This window comes from Micromonospora sp. WMMD714 (assembly GCF_029581315.1).
Lineage (GTDB): Bacteria > Actinomycetota > Actinomycetes > Mycobacteriales > Micromonosporaceae > Micromonospora > Micromonospora rifamycinica.
In genome coordinates, this window is sequence record NZ_CP120744.1 from 4,424,838 (window position 1) to 4,438,562 (window position 13,725).

General features: G+C 76.3%; 13 protein-coding genes. 5 read left to right on the forward strand and 8 right to left on the reverse strand.

All coding sequences use genetic code 11. The features are described from left to right. Positions 1-207 precede the first annotated feature (207 nt). Positions 208-771, reverse strand: coding sequence for a hypothetical protein (locus O7625_RS19085; protein WP_282340317.1), 564 nt, complete (start codon positions 769-771; stop codon positions 208-210). Positions 772-862: 91 nt separating this feature from the next. Beyond that, the gene (locus O7625_RS19090) at positions 863-1,972 is read right to left on the reverse strand and encodes an FAD-dependent monooxygenase (protein WP_282340318.1); all 1,110 of its coding nucleotides are present in this window, start codon (positions 1,970-1,972) and stop codon (positions 863-865) included. Positions 1,973-2,046: 74 nt separating this feature from the next. Here O7625_RS19090 and O7625_RS19095 point away from each other — a divergent pair, with 74 nt between their 5' ends. From O7625_RS19095 to O7625_RS19105, 3 genes are all read left to right on the forward strand, one after another. Continuing rightward, the gene (locus tag O7625_RS19095) at positions 2,047-2,649 is read left to right on the forward strand and encodes a TetR family transcriptional regulator (protein WP_282340319.1); all 603 of its coding nucleotides are present in this window, start codon (positions 2,047-2,049) and stop codon (positions 2,647-2,649) included. Positions 2,650-2,836: 187 nt separating this feature from the next. Then, positions 2,837-3,547: a ThuA domain-containing protein gene (locus O7625_RS19100; RefSeq protein WP_282340320.1), complete on the forward strand. Its 711-nt coding sequence runs from the start codon at positions 2,837-2,839 to the stop codon at positions 3,545-3,547. Further along, complete coding sequence (locus O7625_RS19105) at positions 3,517-4,620, forward strand: Gfo/Idh/MocA family oxidoreductase (protein WP_282340321.1); 1,104 nt, start codon at positions 3,517-3,519, stop codon at positions 4,618-4,620. Before O7625_RS19100 ends, O7625_RS19105 begins: the two co-directional genes overlap by 31 nt. A 217-nt stretch (positions 4,621-4,837) precedes the next feature. Here the strand turns inward: O7625_RS19105 and O7625_RS19110 are convergent, their stop codons facing one another. Further along, positions 4,838-5,914, reverse strand: coding sequence for a bifunctional NAD(P)H-dependent oxidoreductase/GNAT family N-acetyltransferase (locus tag O7625_RS19110; protein WP_282340322.1), 1,077 nt, complete (start codon positions 5,912-5,914; stop codon positions 4,838-4,840). Between the two features lie 31 nt (positions 5,915-5,945). On the opposite strand from O7625_RS19110, the gene O7625_RS19115 reads away from it, so the two are divergent. After that, positions 5,946-6,443 (forward strand): MarR family winged helix-turn-helix transcriptional regulator, encoded by a 498-nt coding sequence (locus O7625_RS19115; RefSeq protein ID WP_282340323.1) that lies wholly within the window; start codon positions 5,946-5,948, stop codon positions 6,441-6,443. Between the two features lie 84 nt (positions 6,444-6,527). Here O7625_RS19115 and O7625_RS19120 read toward each other — a convergent pair whose 3' ends face one another. Both O7625_RS19120 and O7625_RS19125 read right to left on the reverse strand, forming a co-directional pair. Then, positions 6,528-7,472, reverse strand: a complete 945-nt coding sequence (locus O7625_RS19120; protein ID WP_282340324.1) for an acyltransferase domain-containing protein — start codon at positions 7,470-7,472, stop codon at positions 6,528-6,530. A 169-nt stretch (positions 7,473-7,641) separates the two neighbouring features. After that, positions 7,642-8,286, reverse strand: a complete 645-nt coding sequence (locus O7625_RS19125) for a helix-turn-helix domain-containing protein (protein WP_282340325.1) — start codon at positions 8,284-8,286, stop codon at positions 7,642-7,644. Positions 8,287-8,354: 68 nt separating this feature from the next. On the opposite strand from O7625_RS19125, the gene O7625_RS19130 reads away from it, so the two are divergent. Then, positions 8,355-9,263 (forward strand): alpha/beta fold hydrolase, encoded by a 909-nt coding sequence (locus O7625_RS19130; RefSeq protein ID WP_282340326.1) that lies wholly within the window; start codon positions 8,355-8,357, stop codon positions 9,261-9,263. A gap of 42 nt (positions 9,264-9,305) precedes the next feature. Here O7625_RS19130 and O7625_RS19135 read toward each other — a convergent pair whose 3' ends face one another. From O7625_RS19135 to O7625_RS19145, 3 genes are all read right to left on the reverse strand, one after another. Continuing rightward, a complete protein-coding gene (locus O7625_RS19135) occupies positions 9,306-10,496 on the reverse strand; it encodes a S8 family serine peptidase (protein WP_282340327.1) in 1,191 nt (396 codons plus the stop codon). Beyond that, the gene (locus O7625_RS19140; protein WP_282340328.1) at positions 10,493-12,067 is read right to left on the reverse strand and encodes a S8 family serine peptidase; all 1,575 of its coding nucleotides are present in this window, start codon (positions 12,065-12,067) and stop codon (positions 10,493-10,495) included. Before O7625_RS19140 ends, O7625_RS19135 begins: the two co-directional genes overlap by 4 nt. Positions 12,068-12,168: 101 nt before the next feature. After that, positions 12,169-13,545 carry a hypothetical protein gene (locus O7625_RS19145; protein WP_282340329.1) on the reverse strand — a complete coding sequence of 459 codons (1,377 nt, stop codon included), beginning with the start codon at positions 13,543-13,545 and terminating at the stop codon, positions 12,169-12,171. Positions 13,546-13,725 lie beyond the last annotated feature (180 nt).

The following is a 13,725-nucleotide window of genomic DNA, read 5'->3' on the forward strand; positions in this document are numbered from 1 at the left end:
GGTCGCGGATCCGGCGGAAGGCGGTGACAAGGGGCACCTCGTGGTCCTTGCGCAGGTGGCCGGGCGGGTGGCGGGGAGACCCGGCGATCAGGAGAAAAAGGTCATGCCGCGCCCTGACCGGTTCCTGACAAACGGGTGGCACGATCGCCCTGCGGGACGGTCGTCGGCGGCGTCCCCCGGTGAGGGGACGCCGCCGGGGCGGTGCGGCTACTTCCGCTTCGCGGCGACCTCGCGCTGACACGCCGGGGAGTACTTCAGCCCCTTGGAGATCGAGTCCGCGTCGTTGTTCTTGCCGCCGAAGGCCCAGCCGGTGCCGTCGGAACCCACCTCGACGTAGCGGACACCCTTCCCCTTCAGGCACTTCACCACGTCGCGGGCGAAGTCCCCCGCCTCCGGGTTGGCCGGGTCGAACTCCCACGGCGGCAGCGGCATCAGGCGGTCGCAGGCCCTGGACGCCTCGCTGGTCTTGTCCGAGCCGGTGCCGTCGCTGCGCAGCTTGGCGATGTCGACCCCGTGCTCGGCCATGCACTTCACGTACGGTTTGAGGCGTTCCTTCTGGTCCTCCGGGGTGTCGTCGAGGCGTTCCCGGGGCCGCCCGGCCTCTGCCGGCGTCGCCGACGCGGTGGGGCTGGGCGTGGCGGTCTGGAGGGTGGCCACCTCCGCCTCACTGGTCCGTCCGCTGCCGGCGGCGGGCGGGTCCTCGTCGGCGGTCGAGCACCCGCCGATCAGCAGTACGGCGCTGCACAGCGCAGCCATCAGTTGCTTCCTCATCGTCACGCCTCCGGTCAGCTCTGCGGCGATCCCGCCGGGGGCCAGCATCACCCTCGACTGTCAGGAAGCTGTTCGGGTGCGGCGCGGGACGTCAGCCGGTCGGCAACAACCGGGCGAGGGTGTTGCGGACGGCGATGCCCGGGCGGCTCTTCGGGACCAGCACCGTCGCGACGAGACCGGCGCTGCGCCCCCGGGCGTCGGTGTGGCGTCGGTGCGCGGCCTCGTAGCGCCGCAGGGCGGGGCCGGGCTCGCCCTCGGCGAGGGCGGCGGCCAGGGTGCGGGCACCGGCGATGGCCAGGCTCGACCCGTCGCCGAACAACGACACCGACGCCGCCGCGTCGCCGAGCAGCACCACCCGCCCGACCGACCAGGACGGCAGCTGCACCCGGGTGACCGCGTCGAAGTAGAGGTCCGTCGACTGCCGGGCCCGGTCCAGCAACTCGGGCACCCGCCAGCCGCGCTCCCCGGCGTACGCCCCGGTGAGGATCCGCCGGTGCTGGTCGGTGTCGGTGTGGTCGAAGCCGGGGACGGCGGGGTGCCGGAAGATGAACGCGACCCCCGCCTCGCCGCGTACGGGATGGATCGCGACGAGTCGACCCGGCGTGTTGTGCAGCAGCACGTGGTGCGGATGCTCCGGTGGTTCGCCGAGCGGGGTGGTGGCCACGTAGAAGCCGAGGTGGCGGGCGACGTCGCGCTCCGGGCCGAAGGCGAGCCGGCGTACCGTCGAGTGCAGCCCGTCGGCCCCGACGACCAGGTCGAACCGGCGGGCCGGGCCGGCCGCGAAGGTGACGTCCACCCCGCCCGGGTCCTGGTCGAGCCGGGTGACGGTGTCGTCGTAGACGAACTCGGCGTCGTCGCGGGCCGCCCCGCACAGAATCCGGGCGAGGTCGGCCCGGGGCACCTCGATCTCCGCCGTGCCGGCGGGGCTGCGGCGGGTGGTCATCGACACCGGCCGTCCCGGCCGGCCCGCCGAGTCGACGATCCGCAGGCCGGTGGCGTGGGTGGCCGCCGCCCGGAGGGCGTCCACCACCCCCATCCGCTCGACCACCGTAAGGGCCGCTCCGCGTACGTCGACCGGGTTGCCGCTGGAGCGCAGCCCGCCCGCCCGTTCGACGACCGTGGGCCGCCAGCCGGCCCGAGCCAGCCAGTAGGCGAGGGTCGGACCGGCCACGCCGGCCCCCGAGATGAGCGCTGTCCGCATCGGCCGAGCGTATCTGCACTCAGTGCAGATCTGCAACGACTGCCGATTTGCGCTGGCTGCGGTAAGCTGCGGTGATGTCACTCCGCGACCGCAAACGCGCCCGCACCCGGCAGGCACTGGTCGACGCCGCCGTCGAGCTGTTCGGACGGCAGGGCTACGAGGCGACCACGATCGCCGAGATCGCCGCCGCCGCCGACATCGGCACCCGTACGTTCTTCAGCTACTTCCCGAGCAAAGAGGACCTGCTCTTCCCCGAGACCGACCGCCGGGTGCGCGTCGCGGTCGACGCGATCACCCACCGCGCGCCGGACGACGAACCCGCCGAGATCCTGCTGCGGGCGCTCCGCCGGGCCAACGAGGAGAGCGACGACATGACCGGCCCGCTCGCCGCGCTGCGGATCCGGCTGACCATGCAGGTACCGGCCGTCCGTGCCCGCGCCCTGCACCTGCAGTGGGAGGGGCAGCGGGAGATCGCCCGGCACCTGGCCGCCGCCTACCCCGACGACCTGGACGAGGTGAGCGCCGCCGCCCTGGTCGGCGCCTTCGTCGGCGCGGCGACCGCAGCCCTCACCACCGTGCTGGAGGATCCGGGGCGCCGGGCCGATCCCGCAGCGGTCCGCGCGGCACTGCACCGCGCCACGGAGGTCGCCCTGCGTCCGTGGGCGACCCGGGCCTGAACCGCGCCGACCCGGCCCGACCACGACACCGGTCGATGGCGCACGTGATCGGCGGGGGCCGATGGGGCCGCCGGAAACGAGTACGGTTTCGGTGCCCGGCCGGCGCAGGTGTCAGCGGCCCGTCGCCGTCGCCGTCGCCGTCGCGGGAGCGGACCGGCCGGGTGACCGACCGTGGAGGGGAGTGAGCGTGGCACAGCGCAGGGCACTGGTGGTGCGGGGCGGATGGGAGGGACACCAGCCGGTCAGGGCGACGGAGCTGTTCCTGCCGTTCCTGAGGGACAACGGCTACGCGGTGCGGGTCGAGGAGTCCACAGCGGTCTACGCCGACGCCGCCACGATGGCCGACACCGACCTCGTCGTCCAGTGCATGACGATGGCGGAGATCACCGCCGAGCAGGTGGCGGGCCTGAGCGCGGCGGTCGTCGCCGGAACGGGCCTGACTGGCTGGCACGGCGGCATCGTGGACGCGTTCCGCGGGTCCTCGGACTACCTGCACCTGGTCGGCGGCCAGTTCGCCACCCACCCGGGGCGGGAGCCCTGCGAGCGGCAGGGCGGCGAGGAGGACAACTTCCTGCCGCACACGGTGACCCTCACCGAGCTCGGCCGGGAGCACCCGGTCACCGCCGGGATCGCCGACATCGAGCTGGTCACCGAGCAGTACTGGGTGCTGCACGACGACCTGATCGACGTGCTGGCCACCACCGTGCACCCCACCCGGGACTGGCACCCCTGGCACCGGCCGGTCACCTCGCCGGCGATCTGGACCCGGCGGTGGGGCGCCGGTCGGGTCGTCGTGACGACCCCCGGGCACAGCCTCGACGTCCTGGAGCACCCGTCCGTGCGTACCGTCATCGAGAGGGGGATGCTGTGGGCGAGCCGCACCGCGTCGGCGTCGTAGGTCTCGGCGTCATCTCCCGCGCCTACCTGGACACCATCGCGCACCACCCCGGGCTGCGTGTCGTCGCGGTGGCCGACCTGGACGCCGCCCGGTCGGCCGCGACCGCCGCCACCCTCGCCGACGCCGAGGCGGTGGGCGTCGCTGACCTGCTCGCCCACCCGGACGTGCAGACGGTGCTCAACCTGACCATCCCCGCCGCGCACACCGAGATCGCCCTCGGCGCGATCGACGCGGGCAAGCACGTGTACGGCGAGAAGCCGCTCGCCGTGGCGTTCCCGGACGCTCAGATGATCATGGAGCGGGCCGGCTCGGCCAGGGTCCGGGTCGGCTGCGCGCCGGACACCGTCCTGGGCACCGGGACGCAGACGGCCCGCGCGGCGGTCGACGGTGGGCTGATCGGGCGTCCGCTGGCCGCGTCGGCGGTCATGGTCACCCCCGGGCACGAGGCCTGGCACCCCCACCCCGACTTCTACTACGCCCCGGGCGGCGGGCCGCTGCTCGACATGGGGCCGTACTACGTCTCGGCGCTGGTCCACCTGCTCGGGCCGGTGCGGGCGGTGACCGCGGCGGCCAGCCGGCTGCGCCCCGAGCGGGTCATCGGCAGCGGCCCGCGCCTCGGGCAACGCATCCCGGTGCGGGTGGACACCCACATCAGCGGCGTGCTCGAACACGTCAGCGGCGTGCTGTCCACCATCACCACGAGCTTCGACGGGGTCACCACCACGGCCGCGCCGATCGAGGTGCACGGGGAGACCGGCACCCTCGCCGTGCCCGACCCGAACTACTTCGACGGCGAGGTCCGGCTCTGGCCGCTCGGCGGCGACGGATGGCGGGTGCTCCCGGCGACGGCGGGTTACCGGGAGGGCGCCCGGGGCCTCGGGTTGATCGACGCGGTACGGGCCGAGAGTGGGCGGACCCCGCGGGCGGGCGGTGACCTGGCGTTGCACGTACTCGACACGATGACCGCCCTGCTGCGGGCGGCGGACGAGGGCCGGCGGATCACCCTGACCACGACGGTGCGGCGGCCCGACCCGGTGCCGCTCACCCCGGCCGGGGACTGGCAGGGCCGCTGAACGGACGCCTGCCGGTCCCCGGGCCGCCGGGAGCCCCGGTGCCACCCCGGGCCGGTGTGCCACCCCGGGCCGGTGTGCCACCCCGGGCCGGTGTGCCACCCCGGGCCGGTGTGCCACCCCGGGCCGGTGTGCCACCCCGGGCCGGTGTGACGGCCCGGGGTGGTGTGACGGCCCGGGGTGGTGTGACGGCCCGGGGCGGCGGGGTGGCCCGGGGTGGTCAGTCGGTCGCCCCGGCCAGCTCCCTGGCCAGGCAGACCGTGCAGTCCGGGCTGTCCGGTTCCACCGTCCGGTAGCCCGCGCTCCGGTAGAGGTCGATGTTGCGCAGGCTCCGGGTGCCGGTGAAGAGCAGGATCCGGCGGCACTGCGGCCCGGCGGCGGCCTCGGCGGCCTGCAACAACCACCGGCCCAGGCCCCGGCCGCGCAGGTCGGGCACGACGGCGAGCCGGCCCACGTGGCAGTCGGTGCCGTCGGTGCGGGTCCGCACCATGCCCAGCAGTCGGCCGTCCCGCCAGACGCCGGTGGTGTGCCAGCTGGCCAGCCACTCCCGCACCTCCTCCGGCGACTCGTGCAGCGGCGCGATGGCCAGCGTGTCGTTGGCCACCGCCTCCTCGGTCCAGCAGCACCGTTGCAGCACGGTGACCTCCGGTGCGTCGTACGGGGTCAGCCGTCGCGCGTAGGAGCCCGGCAGTGGGCCGGGCACGCTGTCGGCCTGCCCGCGCTCGCGCATCGGCCGCAGGGCGTGGGCGAGCCGGACCAGCTCGTCCAGCAGGTTGGTGGCCGCCGCGTCCCGGCCGGCGTCCGGCCGCAGCCGGCCGTCCACCACGGCGTCGCCGATGCCGATGGCGACCGTGGCGCCCGTCGGGACCAGGCGCAGCGTCGTCACCACCTGCTTGGCGTGTGCCACCGCCCGGGTGCCGGCCGCGGTGTAGCCGTAACTGACGAAGCCGATCGGCTTCCACGCCCACTCGCTGCCGAGGTAGTCCAGCGCGTTCTTCAGGGTCGCCGGCATCGCGTGGTTGTACTCCGGGGTGACCGCGACGAAGCCGTCCGCCGCGGCGACGGTCGCGCTCCAGCGGCGGGTGTGCTCGTTCCGGTAGACCCCCGAGGACGGTGACTCCTCCTCGTCGAGGAAGGGCAGGCCCAGGTCGCCGAGGGCCACCGGCACGACCTCGACGTCGAGCTCGGCGGCCCGGGAGGAGACCGCGTCGACCAGCCATCTCCCCACCAGGGGGCCGAGCGCGCCGGGGCGGGTGCTGCAGGTCAGCGCCAGAATGCGAAGCGGTCTCGTTGACATGGAAACGAAGGCTAGATGCTAGGTTGATTACATGTCAACCAAGTCGGGGTCGGCCCGCTGGCTGGAGCCGGCCGAGGAACGAGCCTGGCGGGCCTGGCGGCGGGCGATGGTCGCCGTCCAGACCGGCACCGCGCGGGACCTGGCGGGAATCGGCCTCTCCGAAGCCGACTACGAGGTGCTGAGCACCCTCTCGGAGCAGCACGCGCAGACCGGCACGCTGGGCGACCAGGCCGACAAGATGGGCTGGTCGCGCAGCCGGCTGTCCCGGCACGCCAGCCGGATGGAGGCACGCGGACTGCTGCGCCGCGCCCCGGATCCGGCCGACGGCCGGGGCTGCCTGCTCGTGCTGACCGCGCCGGGTCTGGCCGCCCTCCGGGACGCCGCGCCGGTCCACGTCGAGTCGGTACGGCGGCACCTCATCGACCGGCTGGCCCCTCGGGACCTCGCCGCCCTCGAACGGATCGCCGGGCGGCTGGAGCAGCCCCGCGCCGACGACGGTCCCGACCGGTCGCGCCCGTCCCCGGTGTGATCATCCTCCGTACGGGACCGTCCACCGTGGACCCCGGTGGGCGGTGGTCCGGCACCCGAGCCGGCCGGCCCAGCCGTCCCGGCGCTAGATCGGGAAGCGGCCGTGCCGCCAGTGCCAGTGGCCGCCGGCCGCCAGGTGGTCGACGATCGCGCGTTGCAGCACGGTACGCCGGGGCAGCTGGTCGAGGGGCGTGCTGAGCGTACGGAAGGCGAACCGTCGTACCTCGACGTCGGCGTCCGGCCCGTCCTGCGCCACGTAGGGCTGCAACACGAACCGGCGCTGGAAACGGATGATGTTGGAGTCCTCGGGGAGGTAGTCGCGGAGCTGCGGATCGAGCAGCCAGGAACCGCAGGAGAAGGCGGTGTGGTGCTCGTCGGGGAAGTGCCGGGGGAAGAACTCGCGGGCCTCGTCCAGCGACGCGTCGACCGCCTCCGGGGTCAACGGCCCGGCGTCCGGGATGTGCAGGTCGATGGCCTCGCCGCCGCGCTGGTGCTGGAGCCGGCCCAGCTCGTAGAGGCCGCCACGGGCGTGCAGGGTCAGCCAGCTCTGCATGACCGCCCAGCCCTCGCGGTCCATCCGGCGGTCGATCGCCAGGTTGCGGCCCAGGTCGGCGAGGGTCGTCCAGGAGACGGAGTCGGCGATGCCGTGCTCGCGGTGGAATCCGGTGACCACGTCGACCAGGGCGAGGAAGCCGTAGACGTAGAGGTGCCGCCAGGCGGGGCCCCGGTCGCGGGGCAGCTCCGGGCCGGGCGACAGCCAGTCGTAACCGCCGAGGTCGGCCCGGACCAGGGCGGTCGAACGGTCGAGCAGCCACCGGAGTTCCGGGGTCCACGACGGAGAGTCGGGATCGGGCCAGCCGGCCATGATCTCGGCGGCGTCGTCCGGGCGTACCGCGAGCCGGTCGAGGAGGGCCGGCGCGTCGGCCCTGGCGGGCAGCGGGGCGGACGGTCGGTCACCGGCGAGCCGGTGCACCCGCTCGACCTCCTCGACGGGCACCCCGAGCCGGGCGGCGATGTCGTCCAGGTCCACCGGCCGATCCTACCGGCCGGCGGCCGAGCGGCCACCGTCGGATTTCCGCCGGCCCGGGGCCGCCGGCCGGTGGGCGGCCTGGGGCGACGGGCGGGTGGCCGGCCTGGGACCGTGGGCGGGGTGGCCGTCCCGGGGCCACGGGCGTGGTGGCTCGGGCGGACTGCCCGCACTACGGCTGCACGGCGTCGGCCGGGGTGGCGGGAACCCGGGCGAGCAGCCCGTGCGGATCCCGGATCTCGATGGCGCGGGCGGCCGGTGACCCCGGGGCGAGCGCACCGGAGAAGAGACCGAGGACGGCGGCGGTGGGTCCGTCGACGGTGGCGTCGGCCCCGTCGTCCCGGCCGGCGGTGACCCGGGGACCGCCTGCCGTCAGCCGGACGGTGAAGTCGAGCCCGTCCGCGTGCACGCCGATGGTGGCCCCGGTGGGCAGCCCGGTCGCCGGGAGCAGCGCCTCGATGGCCAGGCCCAGCCACTGCGGTCGGACCGTGTCGTCGGGCGCGGGGCCGGTGGCCATGAAGGCGGCCCCCCAGCGGACCAGCTCGCGTACCGGTCCGCGGAGTCCCTGCCCGAGGTCGGTGAGGCGGTAGCGGACGGCCTTGCGTCCCGCCTCGTCGCAGCGTTGCACGATGCCGGCGTCGGCGAGGTGCTGGAGCCGGGCGCTGAGCAGGTTCGTGGCGATGCCCGGCAGGGCCGACCGGAGTTCGTGGTGACGCCGGTCGGCGATGAGCAGCTCGCGCACGATCAGCAGGTTCCAGCGGTCGCCGATCACGTCGAGTGCCCGCGCCAGGCCGCAGAACTGGTGGTACTCCGACATCCTTGCGCTCCTCCCCGCCGCCGCTTACGGTTTAAATTATAAACCATTATTCGCGGGTGGGAGGCCGGATGGCATCGGTGACGCCGGACTGGATCGATCGAAAGCTGTACCCGTTCCGGCACGGGACACGGGACGTCGCCGGCCACCGGCTCCACTACGTCGACGAAGGCGACGGACCGACCCTGCTGCTGCTCCACGGCAACCCCACCTGGTCGTTCGTGTGGCGCAACGTGATCGCCCGGCTGGCCGGCGAGTTCCGCTTCGTCGCACCCGACCTGCCGGGATTCGGGCTCTCCGAGGCACCCGCCGGCTTCGACGGCCGGCCGGTCTCGCTCGCGGCGGTGATCGAGCAGTTCGTGGTCGACCTCGACCTGACCGACGTCGTGCTCGTCGCGCAGGACTGGGGTGGCCCGATCGGCCTGCGCGTCGCCGAACGCCGGCCCGACCGCTTCACCGGCCTGGTGCTCGGCAACACCTGGGCGTGGCCGGTCACCGGGGACCGCCACTTCGCCCGGTTCTCCGCGCTGATGGGCGGCCCGGTCGGCCGCTGGTGGATCCGGCACGCGAACCTCTGCGTCAATCTGATGATCCCGGCCGGTCACCGGCGACGCTCCCTCACCCGCGACGAGATGCGGCACTACCGGGCGGCCCTGGCCACCCCCGAGCGGCGGCAGGCCTCCGCGGTGCTGCCCCGCGAGATCGTCCACAGCGCGCCGTTCCTCGCTGACGTCGAGTCCGACCTGCCCCTGCTGCGGGACAAGCCCGCCCTGCTGCTCTGGGCCGACCGGGACATCGCGTTCCGGCGGACGGAGCTGGACCGCTGGCGGCGGGAACTGCCCGACGCCACCGTGGTCGAACTCGCCGGTGCCGGGCACTACCTCCAGTCCGACGCGCCGGCCGAGTTCGCCGACGCCCTGCGGACCTGGCACCGCGCGGTCACCGGCGCCCGGGGCGCCTCCGGGGCAGCCACCGACTGAGCCGACCGCCGCCGGCCCCGGTCCTCACCCGCCGCCCGGTCTTCACCCGGAGCCGGCCCGGATCCGCCCCGCGGGCCGGGGCCGACCGGAACCCCGGCGGGTGAGCGCGGCAGCCGCGACGAGCAGGGTCGCCACGAACGCGCCGAGGGCGGTCAGGCCCGCCACCCGGGCCGCCCGGGACGGCCCGGGTGCGGTGGGAAGGACGACCGGACCGACCGGGGCCGGCACCGGCGGGGCCGCCTGGCGGGGGGCGAGCGCGGCGACCGCCGCGTACGCGTCGAGCGTCCCGGCCCCGAACCTCCGGTCCGGCCCGTCGCCCGGCGCGGGGATCGCGGTCCGTTCGAGACGGGCACGCACCTCCGCCTGGGTCAGCTCGGGGTGGTACGACCGGATCAGCGCGGCGACCCCGGCGACGTGCGCGGCGGCCACCGCCGGGCCGCCCACCCGGTAGTGACCGGACCCCTGCGGAGCGGTCCCGAGGCCGGCACCCGGGGCGGCGAGATCGGTGCCGGCGCCGGCCGCCACCGGACCGGCCTCCCCGTCGACGTCGATCGCGTTCACCGCCAGGGTCGTCGGGAACGCGGCCGGGTAGCCGACCGGCGGCTCCCCGCCGGACTGCTGCGCCCGGTCGTCGACGGCGGCGACCACCAGGACGTCGTGATCCACCGCGGCCCGAACGGCGTCGGTCAACTCGGGGGTGGCGGTGGCGACCCCGGTGCCGACCAGGATCACGTCCGCCCCGGCGGTGGTGGCGAGCCGGATGCCGGCGGCGAGCCGGGCCGGGCTGGTCCGGCGGTTCGGGTCGGTGATCCGGACCGGCAGGATCTCGGCGTCCGGCGCGATCCCGGTGGTGCCCACCCCGCTGGCCGGGCGGGCCGCGACGATGCCCGCCAGGGCGGTGCCCCGCCCGGCGCAGTCGCTGTCCGCCCGGCCTCCGGTGACGTCGGCACCCGCGCGTACCGCCCCGGCCAGGGCGGGCGCGGCGGCGCTCACCCCGGTGTCCACGACGGCGACCACCACCCCGGCACCCCGGGTCAACGGCCAGATGGCCTGCGGGGCGAGCAGGCGCACCGCCCACGGGGTCGCGCGGGCGGTCACCGGGGACGGCCCGACGCAGCGGCCCGCCGTCGTGGGCAGCGGCGGCGGCTCCTCGGCCCCGGCGGCGGCGACCGGCGGGGCGACGAGCACCCCGACGGCGACCAGCAGCCCGGCGACCCCGGCCGCACCGGTCACGGCAGCGACCCCGGCTCGCGCGGTGCCGGTTCGCGCGGTGCCGGCGGTTCCTCCCGGATGGTCGACCGGTGCGGTGCCGCCCCGGCCGGAAGGCCCGCCGGTACGGCGTCGGGCGGGAAGCCCGCCGGTAGGGCATCGGCCGGAAGGCCCGCCGGTACGGCGTCGGCCGGGTGCCGGGCGGTGAGCCGCCGGGACCGCCGGGCGAACACCCCCACCACGGTCAGCAGGAGGAGCCCGAGCCCGGCGGCGACCAACGCCAGCGGGGTGGACGGGCGGCCGCCGGCCGGGGTCGCCGCCGCAGCCGGGGCGGGGCTGACCGCCGCCAGCGGGTCGATCATGCCCCAGCCGTTCTCGGGGCCCGGACTCGACCGGGTTCCCGGGTCGGCGGTGGCGGTGATCCGGCGGGCCACCTGGATGGCGTGCCTCCCCGGCAACGCCGCGCGGACCAGCGCGGCCGTGCCGGCGACGTAGGCGACGGCGTACTCGGTGCCGCTGCGGACGTGTGGCCCGGTGCCACCGACGCCCAGCGTCGCCACGTCGAGGCCGGGCGCGACGACGTCGACCCCGCCGGCCGGGTACGCCAGCACCGGCCGTAGGTCGGGACCGACCCCGGCCACCCGCAGCAGGCCCTCCTGGGCCGGTGCCGCGCTGCCGTCGGCGGTGGTGGCGGGGGCGACGACCACCACGTCGTGCGCCACGGCCGAGCGGACCGCCTCGGTGACGGCGGGATCGGTGAGCTTCGCGTATCCGCCCAGGGCGATGACGGTCGCGCCGGCCGAGACGGCGACCTCGATACCGAGGGCGACCCGGGCCGGCTCGGCGTCGGTCGCCCCGGAGACGATCCGGACCGGCAGGATGGCCGCCTCGGGGGCCACCCCGACCACCCCTGCCGTCGCCGGGTCGTCCCCGGGGTCGGCCGCGATCACGCTGGCCATCGCGGTGCCCGTACCCAGGCAGTCGGTGTCGGCGCGGGCCTTGCCGGTGAGGATGTCGGAACCGTGGGAGATCCGCCCGGCCAGGGCCGGCAGGTCGCCGTCGACGCCGGAGTCGAGCACCGCCACCAGTGTCCCGGCCCCGGTGCTGTGGGGCCAGGCCCGCGCCGGGGAGAGCAGCGCGTCGGCCCAGTTCGGGTTGCCGTCGCCGGAGGAGGCGGCGACGCAGGCCGCCCCGCCCGCGCGGGGGCCGGGCCGGGCCGGCGGCGACTTCGGGGGGTCCACCGGGAGCAGGCCGTAGCGGACCTCCTCGCCGAAGGCGTCCCAGGGCAGCACCAGCAGCCAGCCGGGGACCAGCCGCTGCCCGACGGCGGTGAGGGCGCCGCCGTCGGGTTGCCGGCGGCCCTCGTTGAGCAGGTAGATCTCGTCCGCCCGACCGGGGTCGGCCAGGAACCGGGCGGCCACCCCGGACAGGTCCGTCACGGTGCCCGCCGACGCCGCCGCCACCGGGTAGTACTTGACGTAGGCCGGCGGTGGCGGGGGCGCGGCGCGGACCGGGGTGAGCGGGGCGAGCATCAGCGCGCCGGTCGCCACCAGGCAACCCAGCGACCGCGTCCACGAAACCAGCAACCGGGTCATCCACCGTCTCCTCGTCGCGGGCGGGCGCCGGTCGGCGCGACGCCCCGATCCGCCGGGCGTCGTCGGCGCGACGCCCCCGTCCCACAACGGGACGACGCCGGTCACGGTTCACCGCCGTCGCCGGGGAACCCGCCGCCCGGCGCGGCGGCGTCGACGAGTTCGGCGTCGGGGCCGCCGGTGGCCGGTCGGACCGTCACCGACCACCAGGCCCGCATCGCCCGGCCGACGACGACCGGTACCAGCCGGTGACCGGTCAGGGTGGTGATCTGCCGGGCGAAGGCCAGCTCGGGACCGGACAGGGCGGCGCTGCACAGCACCCCGGGGCCGGCCGGCAGGTCCGCCACGTCGGCGGGGAAGACCGACCGGTGCACCCATCCGGCGGGCAGGTCCGCCCCGAACAGGTCACCGACGACGATGACCGTGTGCCCGGCGGCGTGGACCTGCTCGGCGATCGTCCGGGCCTGCTGGCCGGCGGCCCCCGCCGGGCCGGTCACGGTGAGTACGTCCGGGGTGCCGGCCAGGTCGACCCAGAGCGCCCAGCCCTGCCGCCGGCCCAGCCGGACCGGGAGCCGCATCGGCGGTGGGGGCTGTGCCGGGAGCTGCCAGACGTGGTACGCCGGCCCGCCCCCGGACGCCACCGTGGACGGCAGCCGGACCGCCACCGTGCCGGCGGCGGAGGTCACCTCGGTGTCGAGGTCGCCGTCGATCCCGGCAGCCGGGGGCGGCGGGACCGGGGTCGGCGGGACCAGTGGTGCCGGGACCAGTGGTGCCGGGACCAGTGGCGCCGGGACCAGTGGCGCCGGGACCAGTGGCGCCGGGACCGGCGGCGGGACCGGGGTCGGCGGGAGCAGCGGCGCGGGGCGGCCCACGTCGAGGGCGAGCCGGGTGGCGCCCGCCGGGAGCGCGCGGCGACGCCGGGCCGGCCGGCGCAGCAGGGTGGCGACGAGCAGCGCGACGGCGGCGAGCCCGGCGACGCCGACCAGGCGCTCCGGGTGCCCCGGTTCGTCGGCGGCCGGCGGTGCGCCGACGGCCCCGCCGGTCGGGAGCGGTCCGGTGCGGACACCCGGCCCGCGCGCGTCGAGGGGCAGCGCCAGCACCCAGCCGGGGCGTAGCTCGACCGGGTCGGTCAGCCGTCCGCCGTCGGGCTGGCGGCGGCCCTGGTTCAGCACGAAGATCTCCCGGTACCGGTTCCCGTCGCCGAGGGTGCCGGCCGCGATCTGGTAGAGGTACTCCCGCTGCCCGCCGACCGGCGGTCCCACCACGTAGTACCTCCCGGACGCGGTGGCGGCGGACGGCGTCGGCGCGTCCGGTGTCCCGCCGGGGGGTGCCGCCCCGGCGGCGGGAGAGGCGGCCGGCGCGAGGGCGGCCAGCAGCGCCGCCGTGAGCACCAGCGGGCCGCGCCGCGCCCGGTGGGTGCCGGCGTCGCGCCCGGTGGCCGGTCGTCGCCTGGCACCGGTGGTGCCGGTCGGCAGGTGCACGGGTTCCTCCTTCGTCCGGGCCGGGCGGAGCCCGCCCCGGCCGGTGCCTACAACGGCGGCGACCGGCGATCTGTTCAGCCCGGGTTCGCCGCCCCGGTGTCCGGTTGGCCGAATCGCAATCGACCGGACACCGGGCCGGCAGCGGGGACGCCGTAGCCTGGGCGCACCCCGACGACGCTG

What these genes read in the sequence shown, in the direction of transcription:
- O7625_RS19085 (WP_282340317.1), bottom strand. Translation starts at nt 771, where the DNA reads ATGAGGAAGCAACTGATGGCTGCGCTGTGCAGCGCCGTACTGCTGATC.
- O7625_RS19090 (WP_282340318.1), bottom strand. Translation starts at nt 1,972, where the DNA reads ATGCGGACAGCGCTCATCTCGGGGGCCGGCGTGGCCGGTCCGACCCTC.
- O7625_RS19095 (WP_282340319.1), top strand. Translation starts at nt 2,047, where the DNA reads ATGTCACTCCGCGACCGCAAACGCGCCCGCACCCGGCAGGCACTGGTC.
- O7625_RS19110 (WP_282340322.1), bottom strand. Translation starts at nt 5,914, where the DNA reads ATGTCAACGAGACCGCTTCGCATTCTGGCGCTGACCTGCAGCACCCGC.
- O7625_RS19115 (WP_282340323.1), top strand. Translation starts at nt 5,946, where the DNA reads ATGTCAACCAAGTCGGGGTCGGCCCGCTGGCTGGAGCCGGCCGAGGAA.
- O7625_RS19125 (WP_282340325.1), bottom strand. Translation starts at nt 8,286, where the DNA reads ATGTCGGAGTACCACCAGTTCTGCGGCCTGGCGCGGGCACTCGACGTG.
- O7625_RS19130 (WP_282340326.1), top strand. Translation starts at nt 8,355, where the DNA reads ATGGCATCGGTGACGCCGGACTGGATCGATCGAAAGCTGTACCCGTTC.
- O7625_RS19140 (WP_282340328.1), bottom strand. Translation starts at nt 12,067, where the DNA reads ATGACCCGGTTGCTGGTTTCGTGGACGCGGTCGCTGGGTTGCCTGGTG.